This is a genomic window from Streptomyces sp. NPDC044719 (assembly GCF_056433405.1).
Map to the genome: position 1 here is coordinate 488,203 of NZ_JBWKHE010000002.1, position 17,906 is coordinate 506,108.

The 17,906-nt window shown below is 73.2% G+C and carries 10 protein-coding genes and 1 pseudogene; 3 read left to right on the plus strand and 8 right to left on the minus strand.

Annotation, left to right across the window (positions count from 1 at the left end; translation table 11 throughout):
* Nucleotide 1: 1 nt before the first annotated feature.
* The 3 genes from AC07DF_RS08985 to AC07DF_RS08995 form a co-directional block, all read right to left on the minus strand.
* The gene (locus tag AC07DF_RS08985; protein WP_478968418.1) at nt 2-2,227 is read right to left on the minus strand and encodes an NHLP family bacteriocin export ABC transporter peptidase/permease/ATPase subunit; all 2,226 of its coding nucleotides are present in this window, start codon (nt 2,225-2,227) and stop codon (nt 2-4) included.
* Nucleotides 2,224-3,030 carry a biotin/lipoyl-containing protein gene (locus AC07DF_RS08990; RefSeq protein WP_478968421.1) on the minus strand — a complete coding sequence of 269 codons (807 nt, stop codon included), beginning with the start codon at nt 3,028-3,030 and terminating at the stop codon, nt 2,224-2,226. The genes AC07DF_RS08985 and AC07DF_RS08990 overlap by 4 nt, the downstream gene beginning before the upstream one ends.
* Before the next feature lie 116 nt (nt 3,031-3,146).
* Entirely contained in the window at nt 3,147-3,362 is a 216-nt protein-coding gene (locus AC07DF_RS08995; RefSeq protein ID WP_184587045.1) for a type A2 lantipeptide, read from the minus strand.
* Between the two features lie 746 nt (nt 3,363-4,108).
* Between AC07DF_RS08995 and AC07DF_RS09000 the strand changes: the two genes are divergently transcribed.
* Nucleotides 4,109-5,524, plus strand: coding sequence for a S1 family peptidase (locus AC07DF_RS09000; RefSeq protein WP_478968423.1), 1,416 nt, complete (start codon nt 4,109-4,111; stop codon nt 5,522-5,524).
* 159 nt (nt 5,525-5,683) lie between these two features.
* Here the strand turns inward: AC07DF_RS09000 and AC07DF_RS09005 are convergent, their stop codons facing one another.
* Nucleotides 5,684-7,840 carry a PP2C family protein-serine/threonine phosphatase gene (locus tag AC07DF_RS09005; protein WP_478968425.1) on the minus strand — a complete coding sequence of 719 codons (2,157 nt, stop codon included), beginning with the start codon at nt 7,838-7,840 and terminating at the stop codon, nt 5,684-5,686.
* Nucleotides 7,841-8,059: 219 nt separating this feature from the next.
* Here AC07DF_RS09005 and AC07DF_RS09010 point away from each other — a divergent pair.
* Nucleotides 8,060-8,683: pseudogene (locus tag AC07DF_RS09010) on the plus strand (LuxR C-terminal-related transcriptional regulator); the annotation flags it as partial.
* Here the strand turns inward: AC07DF_RS09010 and AC07DF_RS09015 are convergent.
* The 4 genes from AC07DF_RS09015 to lanKC all read right to left on the minus strand — a co-directional run bounded on the left by AC07DF_RS09015 (nt 8,606) and on the right by lanKC (nt 15,184).
* Complete coding sequence (locus AC07DF_RS09015; protein ID WP_478968428.1) at nt 8,606-10,543, minus strand: ATP-binding cassette domain-containing protein; 1,938 nt, start codon at nt 10,541-10,543, stop codon at nt 8,606-8,608. The pseudogene AC07DF_RS09010 and the gene AC07DF_RS09015 sit on opposite strands and share 78 nt — an antisense overlap.
* The gene (locus tag AC07DF_RS09020) at nt 10,540-12,291 is read right to left on the minus strand and encodes an ABC transporter ATP-binding protein (protein WP_478968431.1); all 1,752 of its coding nucleotides are present in this window, start codon (nt 12,289-12,291) and stop codon (nt 10,540-10,542) included. The genes AC07DF_RS09015 and AC07DF_RS09020 overlap by 4 nt, the downstream gene beginning before the upstream one ends.
* An 85-nt stretch (nt 12,292-12,376) precedes the next feature.
* The gene (locus AC07DF_RS09025) at nt 12,377-12,493 is read right to left on the minus strand and encodes a SapB/AmfS family lanthipeptide (RefSeq protein ID WP_184587041.1); all 117 of its coding nucleotides are present in this window, start codon (nt 12,491-12,493) and stop codon (nt 12,377-12,379) included.
* Nucleotides 12,494-12,577: 84 nt separating this feature from the next.
* Nucleotides 12,578-15,184: a class III lanthionine synthetase LanKC gene (gene lanKC / locus AC07DF_RS09030; RefSeq protein ID WP_478968433.1), complete on the minus strand. Its 2,607-nt coding sequence runs from the start codon at nt 15,182-15,184 to the stop codon at nt 12,578-12,580.
* 186 nt (nt 15,185-15,370) lie between these two features.
* Here lanKC and AC07DF_RS09035 point away from each other — a divergent pair, with 186 nt between their 5' ends.
* Nucleotides 15,371-17,821, plus strand: coding sequence for a SpoIIE family protein phosphatase (locus AC07DF_RS09035; protein WP_478968435.1), 2,451 nt, complete (start codon nt 15,371-15,373; stop codon nt 17,819-17,821).
* Nucleotides 17,822-17,906 lie beyond the last annotated feature (85 nt).

The window sequence follows — 17,906 nt, forward strand, 5'->3', positions numbered from 1 at the left end:
CTCACCGCTCCCTGACCAGCGTGGCGTACGCGCCGCCGCGCGCCACCAGCTCCTCGTGCCGTCCCCGCTCCACGACCGAGCCGTGCTCGAGGACGACGATCTCGTCGCTGTCGCGCACGGTGCTCAGCCGGTGCGCGATCACCACACAGGCACAGCCGCGCCGGCGCAGGTTGTCCATCACGACCAGCTCGGTCTCCGCGTCCAGCGCGCTCGTCACCTCGTCCAGCACCAGGATGCTCGGCCGGCGCACCAGCGCCCGCGCGATCTCCAGTCGCTGGCGCTGCCCGCCGGAGAAGTTGCGGCCGTCCTGCTCGACCTTGCTGTGGATGCCGCCGGGGCGGCGCGTGATCACGTCGTGCAGGGCGGCGTCCCGCAGCGCGTCCTCCACCGCGTCGTCCGGGATCGACGGGTCCCACAGCGCCACGTTGTCGCGGACGGTGCCCTCGAAGAGGAACACGTCCTGGTCGACGAAGGAGACGGAGGCGGCCAGCGCCCCGCGCGGAATGTCGTCGATGCGCTGCCCGTCGATGCGGATCACGCCCTCCCACGGCGCGTACAGGCCGGAGATCAGCCTCGACACCGTGGATTTGCCGCTGCCGGAACCGCCGACCAGCGCGACCTGCCGGCCCGGGCCGACCGTCAGGTCGAAGCCGGTCAGCAGCGGCTTGTCGAGGGGGCTGTAGCCGAAGGTGATGTTCTCCAGCTCGACGTGTCCCTGGAGGCGGCGTGTCGACTCGGCCGAGTCGGGCCGGCCGTAGAGCGGGTCGGCCTTGAAGTTCTCCACGTCCTTCAGCCGGGCCACGTCGGCCGCGAAGTCCTGGATGCGGCCCGCGACGCCGTTGAGCCGCGTCAGCGGGGCGGTGAACCGGGCGACCAGGGCCTGGAAGGCGACCAGCAGGCCGACCGAGATGTGGCCCTCGACCGCCCGCATACCGCCGATCCAGAGGATGAGCCCGCTGTTGAGAGTGGCCAGGGTCGGCGCGACCACGCCCAGCCAGGCGCTCGGCACGCCGAGCCGCTGCTGCTCCTCCAGCGTGGTGGCGTGCTGCCCGGCCCACTTGCGGAAGTAGCCGTCCTCGCCGCCGGTCGCCTTCATCGTCTCGATCAGCTGAAGACCGGTGTAGGCGGTGTTGGTGAGCCGGGCGGTGTCGGCGCGCAGCTTCGCCGTGCGGGTCGCGCGCAGTCGTACGACCACCCGCATGGCCACGATGTTCAGCAGCGCCACGCCGATGCCGACGAACGTCAGCTGCGGGTCGTAGGTGTACAGCAGCACCGCGTACAGGACGACCACGACGGCGTCCACGCCCGCCGCCGCGAGGTCGCGGGACAGGGTCTCGGCGACCGCGTCGTTGGACTGCAGGCGCTGTACGAGGTCGGCCGGGCTGCGCTGGGAGAAGAACGTCACCGGCAGCCGCAGCAGATGCCGCAGGAAGCGGGCGCTGGACAGCGTGGAGGAGATGATGCGGCCGTGCAGCAGGTTGGCCTGCTGGAGCCAGGTCAGCACGACGGTGAGCAGCACGCACGCCGCCATCGACGCGAACAGCACACTCAGCAGCGAGGTCTGGTTGCCGATCAGGAACTCGTCGATGTAGGTGCGGCTGAGCGCGGGCACCGACGCGCCGACCGCCACCAGCAGCAGGCTCGACAGCACAGCGGCGGGCATCGTGCCCGCGGTGCCGCGCAGCCGGGCGGGCATCGCGCCCAGGACGCCGGGCTTGCGGCCGCCCCGGCTGAAGTCCTCGCCGGGCTCCATGACCAGCACGACACCGGTGAAGCTGCCGTCGAAGTCCTCCATCGGGACGAAACGGCGGCCCTTGCCGGGGTCGTTGATGTAGACGCCGCGGCGCCCGAAGCGGCGGCCCATGCCGTCGTAGACGACGTAGTGGTTGAACTCCCAGAACAGGACGGCCGGCGACTTCACGTCGGCGAGGGCGGCCAGGTCCATCTGCATGCCCTTGGCCGTCAGGCCGTAACTGCGGGCCGCCTTGAGGAGGTTGCTGGCGCGCGAGCCGTCGCGGGAGACACCGCAGGCGATGCGCAGCTCCTCCAGCGGCACATGCTTGCCGTAGTGACCGAGCACCATCGCCAGGGAGGCGGCGCCGCACTCGACGGCCTCCATCTGGAGCACGGTGGGCGTACGGACGGTCTTCGCGGCGGCCTTGGGCACCTTGCGCTTGGGCGGGGCCGCGCGGCGCCTGCTCCGCGGCTCCTGTGCGGTGGCGCTCATGGCAGCAGCCAGTCGACGGGACGCTGGTCGCTGAGCCGGATCGAACCCGAGGCCATCGTCATCGAGGACAGCTTGTACGGCGGCCCGTCCGCGGACGACCACTTGTATCCGCTCTTCGTGCCGGACGACTTGTCCAGCCGGACCGTCACGGCCACGGGCCTGCCCTTCTTGGTGAACTGCTCGCCCAGCTGGCTGTCCCCGAGGAACGCGGAGATCTGCTGCGGAGACTGGGCCGCGCGGTCCACCGACTTCACATGGCCGCGCAGCACGCCGTACTCCTGGGTCGGCACCGACTGCACGGTCAGGTCGACGGAGGCGTCGTCGGGGATCGAGGCGGCGTTCTCGGCGGGGACGTAGACGGTCGCGTACAACGGGTCCCCGGACCGGGCGACCTTCTCGACGGCGGCCACGTTCGCGCCGGTCTGGATGATCTGCCCGACGGTCGCGGCGAGCCCGGAGACCCGGCCCGCGTCGAGCGCGCGGACGACGACCTCGCCTTTGGCCGTACGGACCTTGAGCACGGGGGAGTTCGCTCTCACCTGCTCGCCCTGCTTCGCGAGTACCGCGGTGACCTGGCCCGCGACGGGGCTCTGGAGGAGGTAACTGCCCTGCCCGTGCGTGAGGATGGCGGGTGCGCTGACGGTGGAGGCCACCGAGCCGGTCACCGCCCACACCGAGGCGGCCGCCATCGCGACCACGGTCACGGAGAGCACGAGCCAGCCCTGCGGGCGGGCGAAACGCACCGGGAGGTCGAGTTCCTCCGGTGACTGGAGCTTGGCGAGGGCCTGTTGGCGGAACTGCAAGGAACTTCCCTCACCCGTAGAAGAGGTTCTTACAGCCGTGACGTAAAGGGTCACGGCACCCGAAGATCCCGGAACCGCCGGCTGCGGTTCCGGGAGTCAACGGCACAAGGGCTCGATCAGAGACCGGAGACCAGGCCGGTGACCGGGGCCGTGTTCAGGCCGGTGACACCCTCGACGGTGCCGACAGCGGTGTCGACGACGCCGGAGACCGGGGCAATGCCGTCGACCGTGTCGGTGACGGTGTTGACGGCGTTCACGGACAGGCCGCCGGAGATGGCGTCGAGCTGGGCGTCAGCGATCTCGACGGTCTCAACCTGGGGGGTGGAGTTCATGATGGAACTTCCCTTCATATGGATATCTCACAAGGGGGGAGCGGCCCCCTCTGGGGACAGATGACGGCCGCGACCGCGAGCGCCGGGCACCCGTTTCCGGAGCACCCTCCGCGGCTCCCGCGATGCGATGGATCAAAGCACGCTGCGGGTCCGCGCTTCCAATCAACCAGCCGCCTCACCAGGGAACTTGCGCCCCAGCGGTACCGATTGGTGCAGGAGTGCGCACGTCTCGGTGGCGAGTTCTTCACATGCGCCACAGCATCGGCTCATCCGACGCCTTGCATCCGGAGGCGGCGAATCCGGCACTCCCGCCCCAAAGGCGTGACAGGCACCTCCCGCTTGTGGATAACCCTCCGCTTGGTGACTGGGTTGAGCATTCGATGTGCAGATTCGCTGAAGTCGAGATTCGACTCGGTGTTCGCAACAGATCGTTTCCGGCCGGATACGGATCGTGTCGGTTCGGCGGGCCGGGACGAGGGTCGCAGCCGAAAGGCCGTCATCAAGCCAGGCACTGTCCTGGGCCGACAGAACTTCTCCCTCCGGCCGCCTCGCCGTGACCAGGGAAGTCGTGGACCGGGAGGGTCGGCGTACGGGCGGCGGGAGTTGGCTGATTCCGCGATGCGAAGGGATCACTTGCAAACGCGATTGAACGCCCCACGTGGCACGTGCGTACCAACAGCCATCCAGGCGCCCCCCAAAGCTGCCGAACGGCGGCACAGGCTCCGTCCCCCCAGGAGGAGAGAAGTTTGAGTCACAAGCGAATTCCGAAGCGCAAGGCCGCGATAGCGGTGGGCGGCGTGGTGGCGCTCGGCGCGGCCGCGATCCTGCTCCCCAACGCCAACGCGTCACAGGACGGTTCGTCCGACGACGCGGCCGCCGCGCCGAAGACACTGAAGGCGGGCGACGCCTCGGATCTCGCCTCGCAGCTCTCCGGGCTCCTCGGTGAGGCGTTCGGCGGCTCCTACTACGACGGCGACAGCCAGCAGCTCGTCGTCAACGTCGTACCGGGCGACAACAACAACGTGATCGTGCAGGCGAAGGCGGCCGGCGCGAAGGTCCGCGAGGTCGACAACAGCTGGTCGGAGCTGCAGAGCGGCGCGCAGACCCTGAAGTCCGACGCGACCATCGCGGGCACCTCGTGGTCGATCGACCCGCAGACGAACAAGCTGCGTGTCACCGCCGACAGCACCGTGACCGGTGCCAAGTGGGACAGACTGGAATCGACGGTCAAGAGCCTCGGTACCGGCATGGCGACCCTCTCGAAGTCCGCGGGCACCTTCAAGCCGTTCGTCTCCGGCGGCGACGCCATCTTCGCGGGCGGCTCGCGCTGTTCCCTCGGCTTCAACGTCACCGCGGGCGACGGCTCGCCCGCCTTCCTGACCGCCGGCCACTGCACCCTCGGGGGCAACGAGTGGTCGGACGCGGAGGGCGGCCAGCCGATCGCCACGGTCGACCAGTCCACCTTCCCGGGCGACGGCGACTTCGCGCTCGTGAAGTACGACGACCCGGCGACCGAGGCGCCCAGCGAGGTCAACACCGGCGACCAGACCGTCCAGATCACCGAGGCCGCGGAGGCGACCGTCGGCCAGGAGGTCTTCCGGATGGGCAGCACCACCGGGCTCAACGACGGCCAGGTCCTCGGACTCGAGGCCACGGTGAACTACCCGGAGGGCACGGTCACCGGCCTCATCCAGACCAATGTGTGCGCCGAGCCCGGCGACAGCGGCGGCTCGCTGTTCACCCAGGACGGTCTGGCGATCGGCCTGACCTCGGGCGGCAGCGGCGACTGCACGGCCGGCGGCGAGACGTTCTTCCAGCCGGTGACCACCGCCCTGGAGGCGGTCGGCGCGACGCTTGGCGCCGGCGGCGGTGCCGGTGCGGGTGCCGGTGAAGAGGCCGGTGCGGGCGAGGAAGCCGGTGCGGGCGAGGAGGCCGGCGCTGGTGCGGGTGCCGGTGCGGGCGAGGAAGCCGGTGCTGGTGAAGAGGCCGGTGCCGGTGCGGGCGCCGGTGAGGAGGCCGGTACTGGTGAAGAGGCCGGTGCCGGTGCCGGTGCTGGTGCCGGCGAGCAGGCCGGAGGCGAGGAAGCGGGAGCCGGTGCTGGTGCCGGTCAGGACGCCGGGCAGGGCGTCCAGGACAACTCGGGTCTGACCGAGTCCCGCTGACCTGAAGGCGTCGGAGCCGGTCCGACGATGCCGGCCCGCTTCCGCCCCCTTCCTGGCGGGACCGGGCCGGCCCACCGGCGTGACGGGCACCGTCCAGCGGTGCACAGGGCCGGCCCTCCCTCGGGGGCCGGCCCTGCCGCGTACCGTGCCCGGCCTGTCCTATCCGACGGCCCTGAGCAGCAACAGCGCGATGTCGTCGAGCCGTTCCTCCCCGTCCCGGTGGTGGCGTTCCTGATGAAGGAGACTGTCGGCCAGCTCGTCCAGCGGCTGGTCCCCGGCGTCGGCCAGGCGCCGGCCCAGGTCCGCGAGGGCCTCCTCGAAGTCCGTGCCGGGGGACTCGACCAGCCCGTCGGTGTAGAGGACGAGCAGCGAGCCGGGGGCGAGGTCGACCTCCGTCGTCGGATACACCGCCGAGGCGTCGATGCCCAGCAGCGGGCCCCCGGCCAGATCCAGGACGCGCACCCGCCCGTCCGGCCGTCGCAGCAGCGGCGGGGGATGACCCGCCCGGGACATCACGGCCCGGCCGTGCGCCGGATCGAGCCGCAGATACAGGCAGCTGGCGAACAGTTCGGCCCCCAGGTCGAGCAGCAGCCGGTTGGTGCTGCGCATGACCTCCTCGGGCGCCTGGCCCACGGCCGTGTACGCGCGCACCGCGGTGCGGACCTGCCCCATCAGCCCGGCCGCCGTGACGTTGTGCCCCTGCACGTCCCCGATCACCGCCGCCGCCTTCCCCTGTGTGCGCACCAGGTCGTAGAAGTCGCCGCCGATGTCCATGCCCTGAGTGGCCGGCACATAGCGGCCGGCTGCCTCGATCCCGGGCAGCGACGGCAGCGAGTGCGGCAGCAGCGCCTCCTGGAGGCCGTGCGCGAGCCGGTGCTTGGCGTCGTAGAGCAGGGCCCGCTCCAGCGCCTGGGCGATCAGTCCGGCGAGGCTGGTCAGCACCGCACGCTCCTCCGTCGGGAAGGGGTGCGGCTCCGTGAAGGAGAGCACGCACGTCCCCACCGGCCGTCCCTGGGCGATCAGCGGCAGATAGGCCCAGGCCGCGAACCCGTCCGGAGTGGCGAGCCGCGCCGGGTACAGGCGCTCCAGCTGTTCCCGCGACTCGAAGAACGCGGGCACGCCCGTCCGCAGCACCTTCGTGCCGGGCGTCGCCTCGGTGAGCGGCATCCCGTCGAACCGCTCCACCACGTGCGCGTCCCGGTACCCGCGATGCCCGAGCACGCGCAGCCGGTTCGCCCGCGACCCCAGGACGACCAGGGCCTGGCTGCCCACGGCCGGGGCGATCTCGTCCGCGACCAGCTGCACCACGTCCTGGACCCCCACCGCCTCGGTGAGCGCGCTGGCCAGGTCGAGCACCTGCGACATGGTGACCAGCCGGGACGGCTGCCCGTCGGGTGGCGGTGCGGCCCGGTTCATCTCCGACACCGCTCGCGACTTGGTGATCCGGACGCTGAGGCCGGTCGTGCTCGGATACAGCCGGAACGACAGCCACTCGCCCGGCGGGCGCAGCGCCACGAACGACGTGGTGTGCTGGCTCATCAGCGCGGCCCGGTAACGGTCCTCGTACACCGGGTCGTTGAGCCACGGCACCGACGCCCACAACTGGGTGCCGAGCAGCCGGCTGACCGGGACGTTCAGCAGCTCGGCCGCCGCCGCGTTGACGAAGCCGACCCGCCCGTGCAGATCCAGCGAGACCAGCCCGTACGGCAGCCGGCTCACCATCCGGGCCGCCTCGACCGTGCCGAGCGTGCCGGCGATCCCGCCCACCAGGGGCGAGGCCAGCATGTCGGTCTCGGGGTGCGGCGGGATGCTGTGCTCGGCCGCCCGCTCCAGCCGCACCGCGAGCCGGCCGCAGGCCGCGGTCAGATGCTCGCGCTCATGGTCGGACAGCTCCGGCGGATGGGCGCCGGGCCATGTCACGAAGACCGCGCCGTAGACGGTGGACTCGGTGGCCACCGGCACCGCGGCCAGCGCGAACGGGTAGGGCAGCACCACGGCGATCCGCGGATAGTGGCGGGCCATCGCCTCCTCGCCGCCGACCCAGACCAGCCGTCGCTCGCGCGCCGCGTCGGCGACCGGGATCGGCGCGCTCAGCCCCACCCGCTCCCAGGGCGCCGCGAACGCCCGGGGCAGCCCGGCCATCACCGCCATCTCCAGCACCGGCTGGTCCGGCGCCATCAGGTACACCGCGCCGGAGTGGGCGTGCACCTCGTCCATCATCGAGGCCAGCGCCAGGGACAGCAGCGGACGGCCGACCGGCGTCCTGGCGGCTGCCGGCGCCTGTGCGGACGACTGCCCGTCGGACACGCCGACCACCTCCTCGCACGGCCGAGCGACCGGGCTCAGGAACAAATCTCCACCCTGGCGGCCCGTCGCGCACGACGAGCGGTGCCGGGACGCTCCACAGTTACCGTCGGTTACAGTCTTCCGGCTCCATCGAGGGCGCTCGCGTACCCCGACGTCCGTTTCTCATGCCGCCGAAGTCGAAGCGCGGCCGGGCGTACGGGCGCCGCGCGTGCGCCCCCACGCACCTTGATGGCTGGATCTTCGCGCCCACGCAGGGTCACCATCACGAACAATGGGGCAGACGCTCAACACGACGAGGGGGGCGTACGGCGAGCCGAGGGGGTGGCAGTGATCCGGGTGCTGTTGGTGCATGACGAGTGTCTGGTCAGATCGGTACTGGCGGAGTGGCTGACGGGGGAGTCCGATCTCGCGGTGCACGACACGCCGTGGCGCGGCGCCCCGGGCCTGGTGCGCTCCGTGCGCCCGGACGTCTGTGCGGCGGACCTGGAGTGCGCGGACTCCTACGGCATCCCTCCGCTGGGCGAGCTGTGCCGGCCGGGCCCGGACCGGTCGCGCCCGCGATTACTCGTGCTCGCCACCGCGAACAGGCCCGGACTGCTGAAACGGGCGGTCGAGGCGGGGGCGCTCGGCTACGTCGACAAGGAGAGCTCGCCGCAGAACCTGCTGCGCGGAATCCGCCGCGTTGCTGAGGGGGAACGTTTCGTCAGCGACTCGCTCGGCTTCGGTTTCCTCAGGGCGGCCGAGATGCCACTGACCCGCAGAGAGCTGAGCGTGCTAACCCTCGCCGCCGAGGGAGCCTCCATAGCGGAGATCGCCGGGAGCCTGCACCTGTCCCATGGGACCGTGCGCAACTACATGGCGGCCATCACCCGCAAGACCGGGGCACGCAACCGCATCGACGCGATCCGCATCTCGCAGGGACAGGGCTGGCTCTGACCGCCGCCGGGACGGGCCGGGCGCCCAGCTGCCGACGAGGTCCCGGTAGAGCGCCGAGGTCCGCAGCAGTTCCTCGTGGCCGCCGTACGCCGTGCTCCTGCCGTCCATGACCAGCACCCGGCCGGCGCGGCGGGCCGAGCTGATGCGGTGGGCGACGACCACCAGCGTCCCGCCCGGCCGCGCGGCGAAGGCCCGCTCCGCGCGCTCCTCCGTCTCCGGGTCCAGATGACAGGTCGCCTCGTCGAGCAGGGCGAGCGGGGCGTACGACAGATAGGCCCTGGTCAGTGCCACCAGCTGCCGTTCGCCGGCCGACAGGGCTGCCGGGTCGACCCGCGCGCCGAGACCGCCGAGGCGGTCGGCCAGCGGCGCGAGACCGACCGTCTCCGCCGCGGCGAGCAGTTCCTCCTCGGGCACCTGGTCCGGACGCAGGTACGCGAGGTTCTCGGCCAGGGTGGCGTCGAAGACGTACGCCTCCTGCGGGATGAGCACGCGGGCGGCGGCCGCCTCCGGCCCGGGCACGGCGTGTCCGCCCACCGTGATCGTCCCCCGGTCCGGCGTGAGGAGCCCGGCGACGAGGGCCGTGAGTGTGGACTTGCCGGTGCCGCTCGGGCCGACCACGGCCAGGTGGGAGCCGACCGGGAGGGTGAGGTCGAGGTCCTGGACCACGGGCGTGCCGGCGGGGCCGTAGGCGAAGGTGGCGCCGGTGAGGGAGAGGGCCGGGGGTGTGCCCTCGCCGGGTTCCGGCGCGGGGCGTGCGGGGCCCGGCTTCGCCGTGGGCGTGCCGGTGTCCGCCCGGGCCAGCCTGCGCAGCACCACCGTCAGGCGGGAGCCGCTGGTGCCCAGGCCGTGGACCAGGTTGCGCAGGGCGGGCAGCAGGGACTGGGTGACGTAGGAGAGGGCGCCGACCAGGGCGCCCGTGGTGACGCCGTGGGCCAGGAGCCACGGGGCGGCCGCGAGCAGCAGCACGATCGGCAACTGGCCACCGACCGCCAGGGACGCCACACGCAGTACGCCCCAGTGCGCCAGCGCACGCGCTGCCCGCAGCTCCGCCTCGACCCGTTCGCCGGTACCGGCGGCGATCTGTGCCTCCGCGCCGGTCGCCGTGATGTCCCGCAGGCCCGGGCAGACGGTGCCCAGCTCACCGGCCAGCGCCTCGTCGGCGACGAGGAAGGTCTCCTGCCGCCGGGCCAGCGGCCGCAGTGTCACCGCGAACAGTGCCACTCCGGCGGCGAGGGGCGGCCCGACGACGAGCAGCAGCGGCGGGGCGAGGGCGAAGAGGCCGGCCAGGGCCCCGGCGGCGGTGAACACGAAGGAGCGGGAGACCATGACCAGTCCGGCGAAGGTGTCCCGAGCGATCTCCACCTGCTGCGTGAGTCCCGACAGCGAGCCCTTGTCACCGGTCCGCACCCCGCGCGAGACGACCCGCTCCACGAGCCGGTCCCGGAGGGGCTCGACCAGCGCCGCTACGGCCGCGTACACCCGCGCGGTCCCGTACGCGCCGACGAGCACTCCGCCCCCGGTCACCGCAAGCCAGATCAGCCCGACGTCCGCCCGCCCGCGCAGGAACCCCTCGTCCAGGGCGCGGGCCGGACCGTAGCCGATGAGGAAGGTCTGCCCGGTCTCGAGCACGGACCAGGCGACCAGGCGGAGCAGCACCCCGCGGCGGGCCAGCAGGAAGCGCAGGCCCCGGGCGGGGAGGCCGGCGCCGGCGGGTGTTCCGTCCTGCCCGGGGGCTTCCCGCCCGCGACGGCCGCGTGCACGGATCCGGCCCTTCATGCCGGCACACCCCCCTGCGCACTCGCACTCGCCGCTTGCGCACCCTCCCCGAACGCCGCCCGGTACTCCGCGAGCCCCCACAGCTCCTCGTGCCGCCCCACCGCCCGCACCCGCCCCCCGTCCAGCCAGGCCACCGCGTCGGCGCACGCCGCCGTGGCGCTGCGATGGGCGACCAGCAGCCGGGTGCTGCCCGGGCCGTCGCCGAGGAGGGCGTCGGTGATGTGGCGTTCCGTCACCGTGTCCAGGCTGGAGAGGGCGTCGTCCAGGATCAGCAGTCGGCCACCGTGGGCGAACGCCCGGGCGAGCCCGAGCCGTTGGGACTCGCCGCCGGAACGCGGGGCGTCGGCGACGGCCGTGTCGTAGCCGTCGGGAAGGCGGCTGACGAAATCGTGCGCGAGGGCCGTGCGGGCCGCCTCACGGACGCGGGCGGGGGAGGGGTCCGGCAGGCCGAGGCCGATCGCCTGCCCGACCGTGCCGCCCAGGAGAGCCGGGCGGGCGAAGGCGTAGCCGACGGCACCGCGCAGGTCGGCGTGCGGCAGGTCGCGCAGCGGCACCCCGTCGAGGAGCACCTCGCCCTCGTCCGGGTCGGCCAGCCTTCCGGCGAGCGCCGCCAGCAGCGACTTGCCCGCACCGGACGGGCCGACCACGGCCAGGGTCGTTCCGCCCGGCACGACGAGGTCCACTCCGTCGAGCACGGCCCGTCCGTCGCGCCGCGCCGTCACGCCGCGCAGCTCCAGCCGCCCGGGCCCGTCGGGCAGCCGGCGCACGCCGAACCCGGTCGCGGGCTCGGCCCGGACCTCCCCGAGACGCCGGGCCGCCGCCCGGGCCCGGGCGAGGCCCGCGAGCCGGCCGACCAGGACACCGACGCCCGTCGCGAGCACCGCGTACCGGGAAGCCGCGAGGACGTCCCCCACCGACAGCCGGTCCCGGGTGAGCAGCACACCGGCCACGGCGACGACCCCGAGGTGCAGCAGCGGCGCCACGGCCACCGCCTGCGCGGCGGCCCGCCCCTGCACCCGCCACATGCGGTGTCCGGCCCGGGACAGATCGGGCAGCGGCCGCAGCACACGGGCGGTCTCCTTGTCCTCCGTACCCGCCGCCCGGACGGTACGGACACCCTCGACGGCCTCCGCCAGCGCGGCCGCGATCCGGCCCTGGGCCTGCTGATACCGGGCCGCGCTCGCCGAGGTGTCACGGGAGACGGCGCGCAGCAGAAGAGTGAGGACGGGGGCTCCGGCGAGGAAGACGGCCGCGAGCCACCAGTCGATCAGGCCGAGCGCGACCACGCCGCCGATCGGGCCGGCGAGTGCCGCGAGGAGTGCGGCCCGGGCCGCGGGCGTGGTCCCCGCCTCGGCCGCGTTGCCGACCAGACGTGCGACGAGGTCACCTGAGCCGAAGCGGTCGGCCGCCCGGGGGCCGACGCCCAGGACGTGCCCGGTCAGGGTGCGGCGCAGCCACGCGGTGGTACGGGCGTCGACGGTGCCGGTGAGGACGGTCTGTCCCGCGTCGAGCAGGGCGAGCAGCAGCACGAGGCCGGCGCAGTAGAGCACCCAGCGGGTCGCCGGAGCCTGCGCCAGCAGAAGATCGAGGGCCCGGCCGAGCGCGGCCGGCAGCAGCAGTCCGGCACCGGTCGCGGCGATGCTCACCAGGCACAGGGCCACACAGCGGGCGCCGCTGTACCGGGTGGCCGTACGCAGCAGCGTGCGGGCGTGTCCGGCCGCCGGGTCGTCGTCACCACGCGTGCTCATAGGGGCCTTTCGTGGGACGGGAGGGACCCCGGGCGGCCCCGTCCCCGAAGGGAGAAGGCCGCCCGGTGCCGTACCGCAGACGCGGTCAGAGACAGAGCAGGACGCTCGCCGCGCTGATGCAGGACAGCAGGCTCACCGTGCTGTTGCCGCCGCCGTCCGTCCGCTCTTCGGACTCGATCGTCTGCAGGTCGAGAAGTGCCATGATGTGTCCTTCCGTTGGGTGTCCGTCCGTGGTCATCCGTGGGGACGGGGTTGGGTCACGACGCCGCGGGATCGCGGAGCCGCGTCAGTGGGGCCGCCTGTTCGGCGGCGGGAGGAACGGCAGGTGGGCGTCGGTCGCCGGGTCGAGGGCAGCGCCGAGCGCCAGCAGGCACCCTGCCGTTCCGGTGGCGAGATCCATGGACAGCCGCATCATCTGGTGGCCGGGGAAGGCCAGTTGGCCCTGGTACGCCATCGCGAACCAGCCGAGCCCGGCGATCTGCCCGGCCAGCCGGTCCGCGGTCGCGCCCGGCGTGGTCGTGCGGCTGAGGTGCAGGATCATTCCGGCGCGGCCCTGGAAGAGCCCGGGCTGCGCGTAGAAGCGTGAGGTGGCCGCGGTGAGCACACCGGAGCGGGCCGGGTCGAACTCCCCGGCGAGGTCCGGGGCGTGGGCCACGAGGTCGTCGAGGACCATGCCGAGTCCCGCGCTGCCGTCGCCGAGGTAGGGCAGGGTCCGCCAGCCCTCGTCGACCTCCAGCGCCCCGCCCTCGCGGGTCTTGCAGGACTCCAGGTCCCGGCGCAGGGCGATGGCCGCGGCGTCCAGCCATCCCGCCTTGCCGGTCCACTCGTACTGCCGCAGCATGAGCAGCGCGGGACCGCTCGCGCCCCGCAGCAGTCCGGCGCGCCGCTTGGGCGTGGCCGGGGGCGGCTCGGTGAGCCGCTGCACCAGGATCCGCGCGGCCTCGTCGGCCCGCTCCCGCAGCTCCGTCTCGCCGGTCGTCTCGGCCAGCCGGCCCAGGACCAGTCCCAGTCCGGCCAGTCCGCCGTGCAGGTCGGAGGAGAGGTTCTGCCACCGTTCGGCGAGGATGCCCTCGACCAGGTCCAGTGCCCGCTGCCGGTGCCCGAGCCGGTCCAGGACCAGGGCGACGCCCGCGAGCCCGTCGTACAGGCCGAGCGGTGTACCGACCGGTGCCGGTGCCGTCCGGGTGAGCAGCCAGCGCTCGCCCTCCTCGTACCGCTCGGCGCCGGTCGCGTCCAGCGCGTACAGCACCCCGGCGGCGCCGTGGGCGAGCCCGAGCCCGCCGCCGTCGGAGAACTGGGCGACATCGCCCGGGAAGAGCCGGTCGTCGCGCTCCGGGGTGGCCGAGGCGAGGATCGCCTTGACCATCGAGTCGCGGCTGTACGGCCAGTCGCCGGGGTCCACCGGTGCGGAGGGAGCGGCCACCGTAGCGCCGGACACCTCCCGCGTGATCTCCGCGACCGCCTCGTCGAGGAACTCCCGGGGCACGTCCGGGAACTCCTGCGAGATCACCTCGGCCAGATGTGCCGCCTTGCCGCGGTCGACCACGAACAGGGTGGTCACGGGCAGGAACAGGGCCAGCCGCAGACAGGCCAGCGCATAGCGGTCGACATCGGCGCCCCGGCGGTCCGGCGGCGCGAAGAAGCCCGGGTGCGCGACGACCTGGCGGCCGTTCTCCTCGGCCGGGGCCGCCGCTTCGAAGTCGAGCAGGAAGACGGACTCCTCGTCCGGCGCGACCATGATGTTGAAGACGTGCAGGTCGTTGAAGACGATGCCGCGCGCGTGCACCGCCGCCACGGCCTCCTCCACCTCGCGGTGGATACGCAGCGCCCACGCCGTGTAGGAGGCGACGGCCCCCGTGTCGGGATCCTGGGCCAGCAGCGGATGCCGCTCGGCGAAGAACGAGTTGAGCGGACGGCCCTCCAGGAAGTCCATCACCAGGAACCGGTGGCCGCCGAGCTCGAACCAGTCGCGCACCTCCGGGACCACGCCCGTGCCCGCCACCTGTTCCAGCGCCCGCTTCTCCCGCTCCAGCCGGGCGACCGCGTCGGCCCCGTCCGAGGCGAGTCCCGCGTGCGGCCGGCCCTCCTTGAGGACGACCTTGCGACCGTCGCGGGTGTCGGTGCCCACGTACACACCGCCGCCGTTGGAGAAGTGCAGCGCCTTCTCGATGCGGTAGGGCAACTCGCCCGTCGTCGTGTTGTTCCGCGCGTCGAGATGCGGCTGGAGGAACGCCGGCAGCGTCACCCATTCGGGCACCTGGAAGGAGGGCGTCCGCCGGTCCGGCACCAGCCGGCCCGCGCCGTCGCGCACCGCCGGCACCAGCGAGCCCCGCTCGTCCACGACGAACGAGCGCGCGAAGGCGCCGTAGCGGACGTACAGCGGACCCTCGCCCCAGCGCAGATCGGTGAGGATGTACGGCCCCTCGAACCCCGCCAGCAGCGCGCCCAGCTCGCGCAGCACCTCGTGCAGCTGCTCCTCGTCGGCCGGATAGACGGTGACGAACTTGCCGCTGCCGTCGCGGGGCGCGTACTTGGTGTTGCGCAGGTGCAGCAGGTGCGGGCCGGGCACGAACTTGAAGGGGACGCGCCGCTCGACGCAGTAGTCCCAGACGATCCCGGCGATCTTCTCCGCGTTCGCACGGGTCGCCGAGGCGTGGATCTTCCAGCCCTGCGCCGGACCCTGGAGCGGCTCGCCGTCCGCACCGGGCGGCGTCATCGTCAGCCAGTCCCCGATCCGCGCCGTCTGCCAGCCCTCGGGCACGGGCCGGCGGGCCGTCTCGTAGAGGTGCGCGGCCGCCCCCTGTGAGGCCTCCTGCCCGCCTCGCGCCAGCCGGTCCGGTGTCTCGTAGAAGTGCCGGTCGGCCAGCGCGTACACCTCGTACCGCTTGTCCATGCGTCCCCCTCCGTGATCAGCACCGAGCCTCCCAGTCACCCGCCGGGCCCGGACAGTCACGGCTGTCACGAGAACAGCGTGCGGAACGCATAGGTAAAGAGATGTTCGGTTCCGTTCGAGCGCCCGCGTCGGTGCTGGTCCACGGAACGCTCACAGGGGCTGCGCGGGTGTCGCATAAGCGCTGTAATGGCCAACGTGGTCAGTGAGGGCGCACGAGAACGCGAAACGCGAACGCTGCGTGCCGAAGGTGCCCTCAAAGCGATCGCCGCCGATCAGGAGTCGCCCGCACGGGTGCACCGTGTCCTCGAACAAGCACTCGTCTTCGCCGGTGCCGCGTTCGCCGCCCTGTACACACCCAGCCAGGACGGCGAGCTGCTGCGCCTGGTGGAGTCGGCCGGGGTGCCGAGGACGCTGTACGGACTGCGCGACAGCTATCCGCGCGCCGGGCGGTCCCCGGTCGCCGAGGCCCACCGCGGCGGACGCCCCGTCTCGCTGGGCCCCGCGGAACTCGCCGAGCACGTCCAGGCCCGGCGCGTGCCGTCCCGGGACTTCTTCCTGACGGCCCTGCCCGTCCACGGGGACGGCGGTGGCTGTCTGCTCGCCGTGTGCGAGCGCCCCGACGGCTTCGACACCGACGACCGCGAGTGCCTGCACCTCATCTCCGAGGCGGTCGCCTTCCCCGCGCCGGCCGCGCCCGCCGAGGGCGCCGAACTGCCGCCCGGAGCGTTCAGCCTCGCCATGGACACCGGCCGCGTCCGGGCCGGCGACGACCTGCTGGACCTGTTCGGCCTGGACCCCGTGGAGTTCGACGGCCGGGTCGAGACCCTGCTCGGCCTGACCGTGCCGGAGGACCTGCCCTCGCTGATGTCCGTGGTGGAGGCCGACCACATGTCCATCGGCGACCGGGAGCTGGAGTTCCGGGTGCTCCAGCCCACCGGACCGCCGAAGTGGCTCCGGCTGCGCGGGCGCATCCTGCCCGGCGGCGTGGGCCACTCCGCACGACTCGTGGGCACCGTCGACGACGCCTCCGCACTGCGCGCCGACGTCACCGACGTGGCTCGCGTCCAGCGCCTGGCCACCGCGCTGGCCACCGCCGTCACCGTCCGCGACGTCGGCGAGGCCGTGGTCGCCGCCCTGCGCCGGCCGCTCAGGGCCGACCGCATCGCGCTCGCCGAACTGGAGAGCGACAGGCTCGTCGTCACCGTCCTCGACCCGCCCGAACCGGAGGCCTGGCCCGAGCTGTGGCGCCGGGAGTGGCGCACCGAGTGGCCCGACGCGCCCGTGCGCGCCATGCCCACCCTCGCCGCCGCCCTGCGCGAGGGCCGCGCCCGGATCTGGCCCGCAGGCAGCGCCCTGGAACGCGGCCTGTCCGAGGTCGGCCCCGGCGGCCTCGCCGTCCTTCCGCTGCCCGCCGGCAACCGCATGGCCGGGGCCTGCCTGATCGGCTGGGACACACCGCACGACTTCGGCTCCGACGAACGCGCCCTGCTCACCGCCTGCGCGGGCCTCGCCGGACAGGCACTGACGCGGGCCCGCGCCTTCGACGCCGAACACGAACTCGTCGGCATGCTCCAGCGCCAGCTGCTGCCCCGCCGCCTGCCCCGCCTGCCGGGCGCCGAGGCCGTCACCCGCTATCTGCCCAGCACGGCGGGGCTGGAGCTCGGCGGCGACTGGTACGACGTCATCCCGCTGCCCGACCACCACGTCGCCCTCGTCATCGGCGACGTCCAGGGCCACAGCGCCGGCGCCGCCACCCTCATGGGCCAGATGCGCACCGCCCTGCGCGCCTACGCCGTCGAAGGTCACACGCCGGACGTGGTGGTCTCCCACGCCAACCGTCTGCTCATGGACATGGAGAGCGACCTCTTCGCCACCTGCGCCTACGTCGACATCGACCTGGAGGAGGGCTCCGCCTGGTGTGTGCGCGCCGGGCACCTGCCGCCGGTGCTGCGCTACCCGGACGGCACGACCGAGATCGCGGAGGCCGAGGGCGGCCCGCCCCTCGGGGTGATCACCCAGGCCGACTTCCCGATGAGCCCGCTCCGGCTCCCGCCCGGCACCCTGATCGCCCTGGTCACGGACGGACTCGTCGAGACGCCCGACTCCGACATCGACGAGGGCATGGACCGCCTCGCCGACCAGCTGGCCGCCTCCGCCCCCGTCGACCTGGGGCTCGTCGCCGACGCCCTCCTCGGCAGCGCCCAGCGCAGCGACGACGTCGCCGTGCTCCTCCTGCGCTACGACGGCATGGACCTGCGCCCGCTGCGGGAGAGCTGGACGGTCTGGCGCGTACCGCAGGCGGTCGGGCACGCCCGCCGCTTCGCCCGGCGCACCCTGCGGTCCTGGGGCGTCACCGAGGAGTACGACGCCGCCCTCCTCGTCGTCTCCGAACTCGTCACCAACGCCCTGGTCCACACCGACGGCCAGGTCCGCATGGACCTCACCCTCGTCAGCAACCGCCTGCGCGTCGCCGTCGCCGACGCCTCACCCCGCTCCCCGGTCAGACCGACCAGCATCGGCTGGGAGGCCACCGGCGGCCGGGGCGTCCTCCTCGTCGAAGCACTCTCGGCGACATGGGGCACCCTGCCGGTCAGCGGCGGCAAGCAGGTGTGGGCGGAACTGGAGCTGGGGCGCTGAGAACCCGCGAGAGTGCCTGGTGACCGGGCGGGTGCTCCGGGTACCCGGAGCGACGTCGGACGGGGGAACCGCGAAGAGTCGAGGA

Excerpts from the sequence above, each read along its gene's own strand:
- AC07DF_RS09025 (WP_184587041.1), bottom strand. The coding sequence starts at position 12,493 with ATGGCACTTCTCGACCTGCAGACGATCGAGTCCGAAGAGCGGACGGAC.
- lanKC (WP_478968433.1), bottom strand. The coding sequence starts at position 15,184 with ATGGACAAGCGGTACGAGGTGTACGCGCTGGCCGACCGGCACTTCTAC.
- AC07DF_RS09020 (WP_478968431.1), bottom strand. The coding sequence starts at position 12,291 with ATGAGCACGCGTGGTGACGACGACCCGGCGGCCGGACACGCCCGCACG.
- AC07DF_RS08985 (WP_478968418.1), bottom strand. The coding sequence starts at position 2,227 with ATGAGCGCCACCGCACAGGAGCCGCGGAGCAGGCGCCGCGCGGCCCCG.
- AC07DF_RS09035 (WP_478968435.1), top strand. The coding sequence starts at position 15,371 with ATGGCCAACGTGGTCAGTGAGGGCGCACGAGAACGCGAAACGCGAACG.
- AC07DF_RS09015 (WP_478968428.1), bottom strand. The coding sequence starts at position 10,543 with ATGAAGGGCCGGATCCGTGCACGCGGCCGTCGCGGGCGGGAAGCCCCC.
- AC07DF_RS08995 (WP_184587045.1), bottom strand. The coding sequence starts at position 3,362 with ATGAACTCCACCCCCCAGGTTGAGACCGTCGAGATCGCTGACGCCCAG.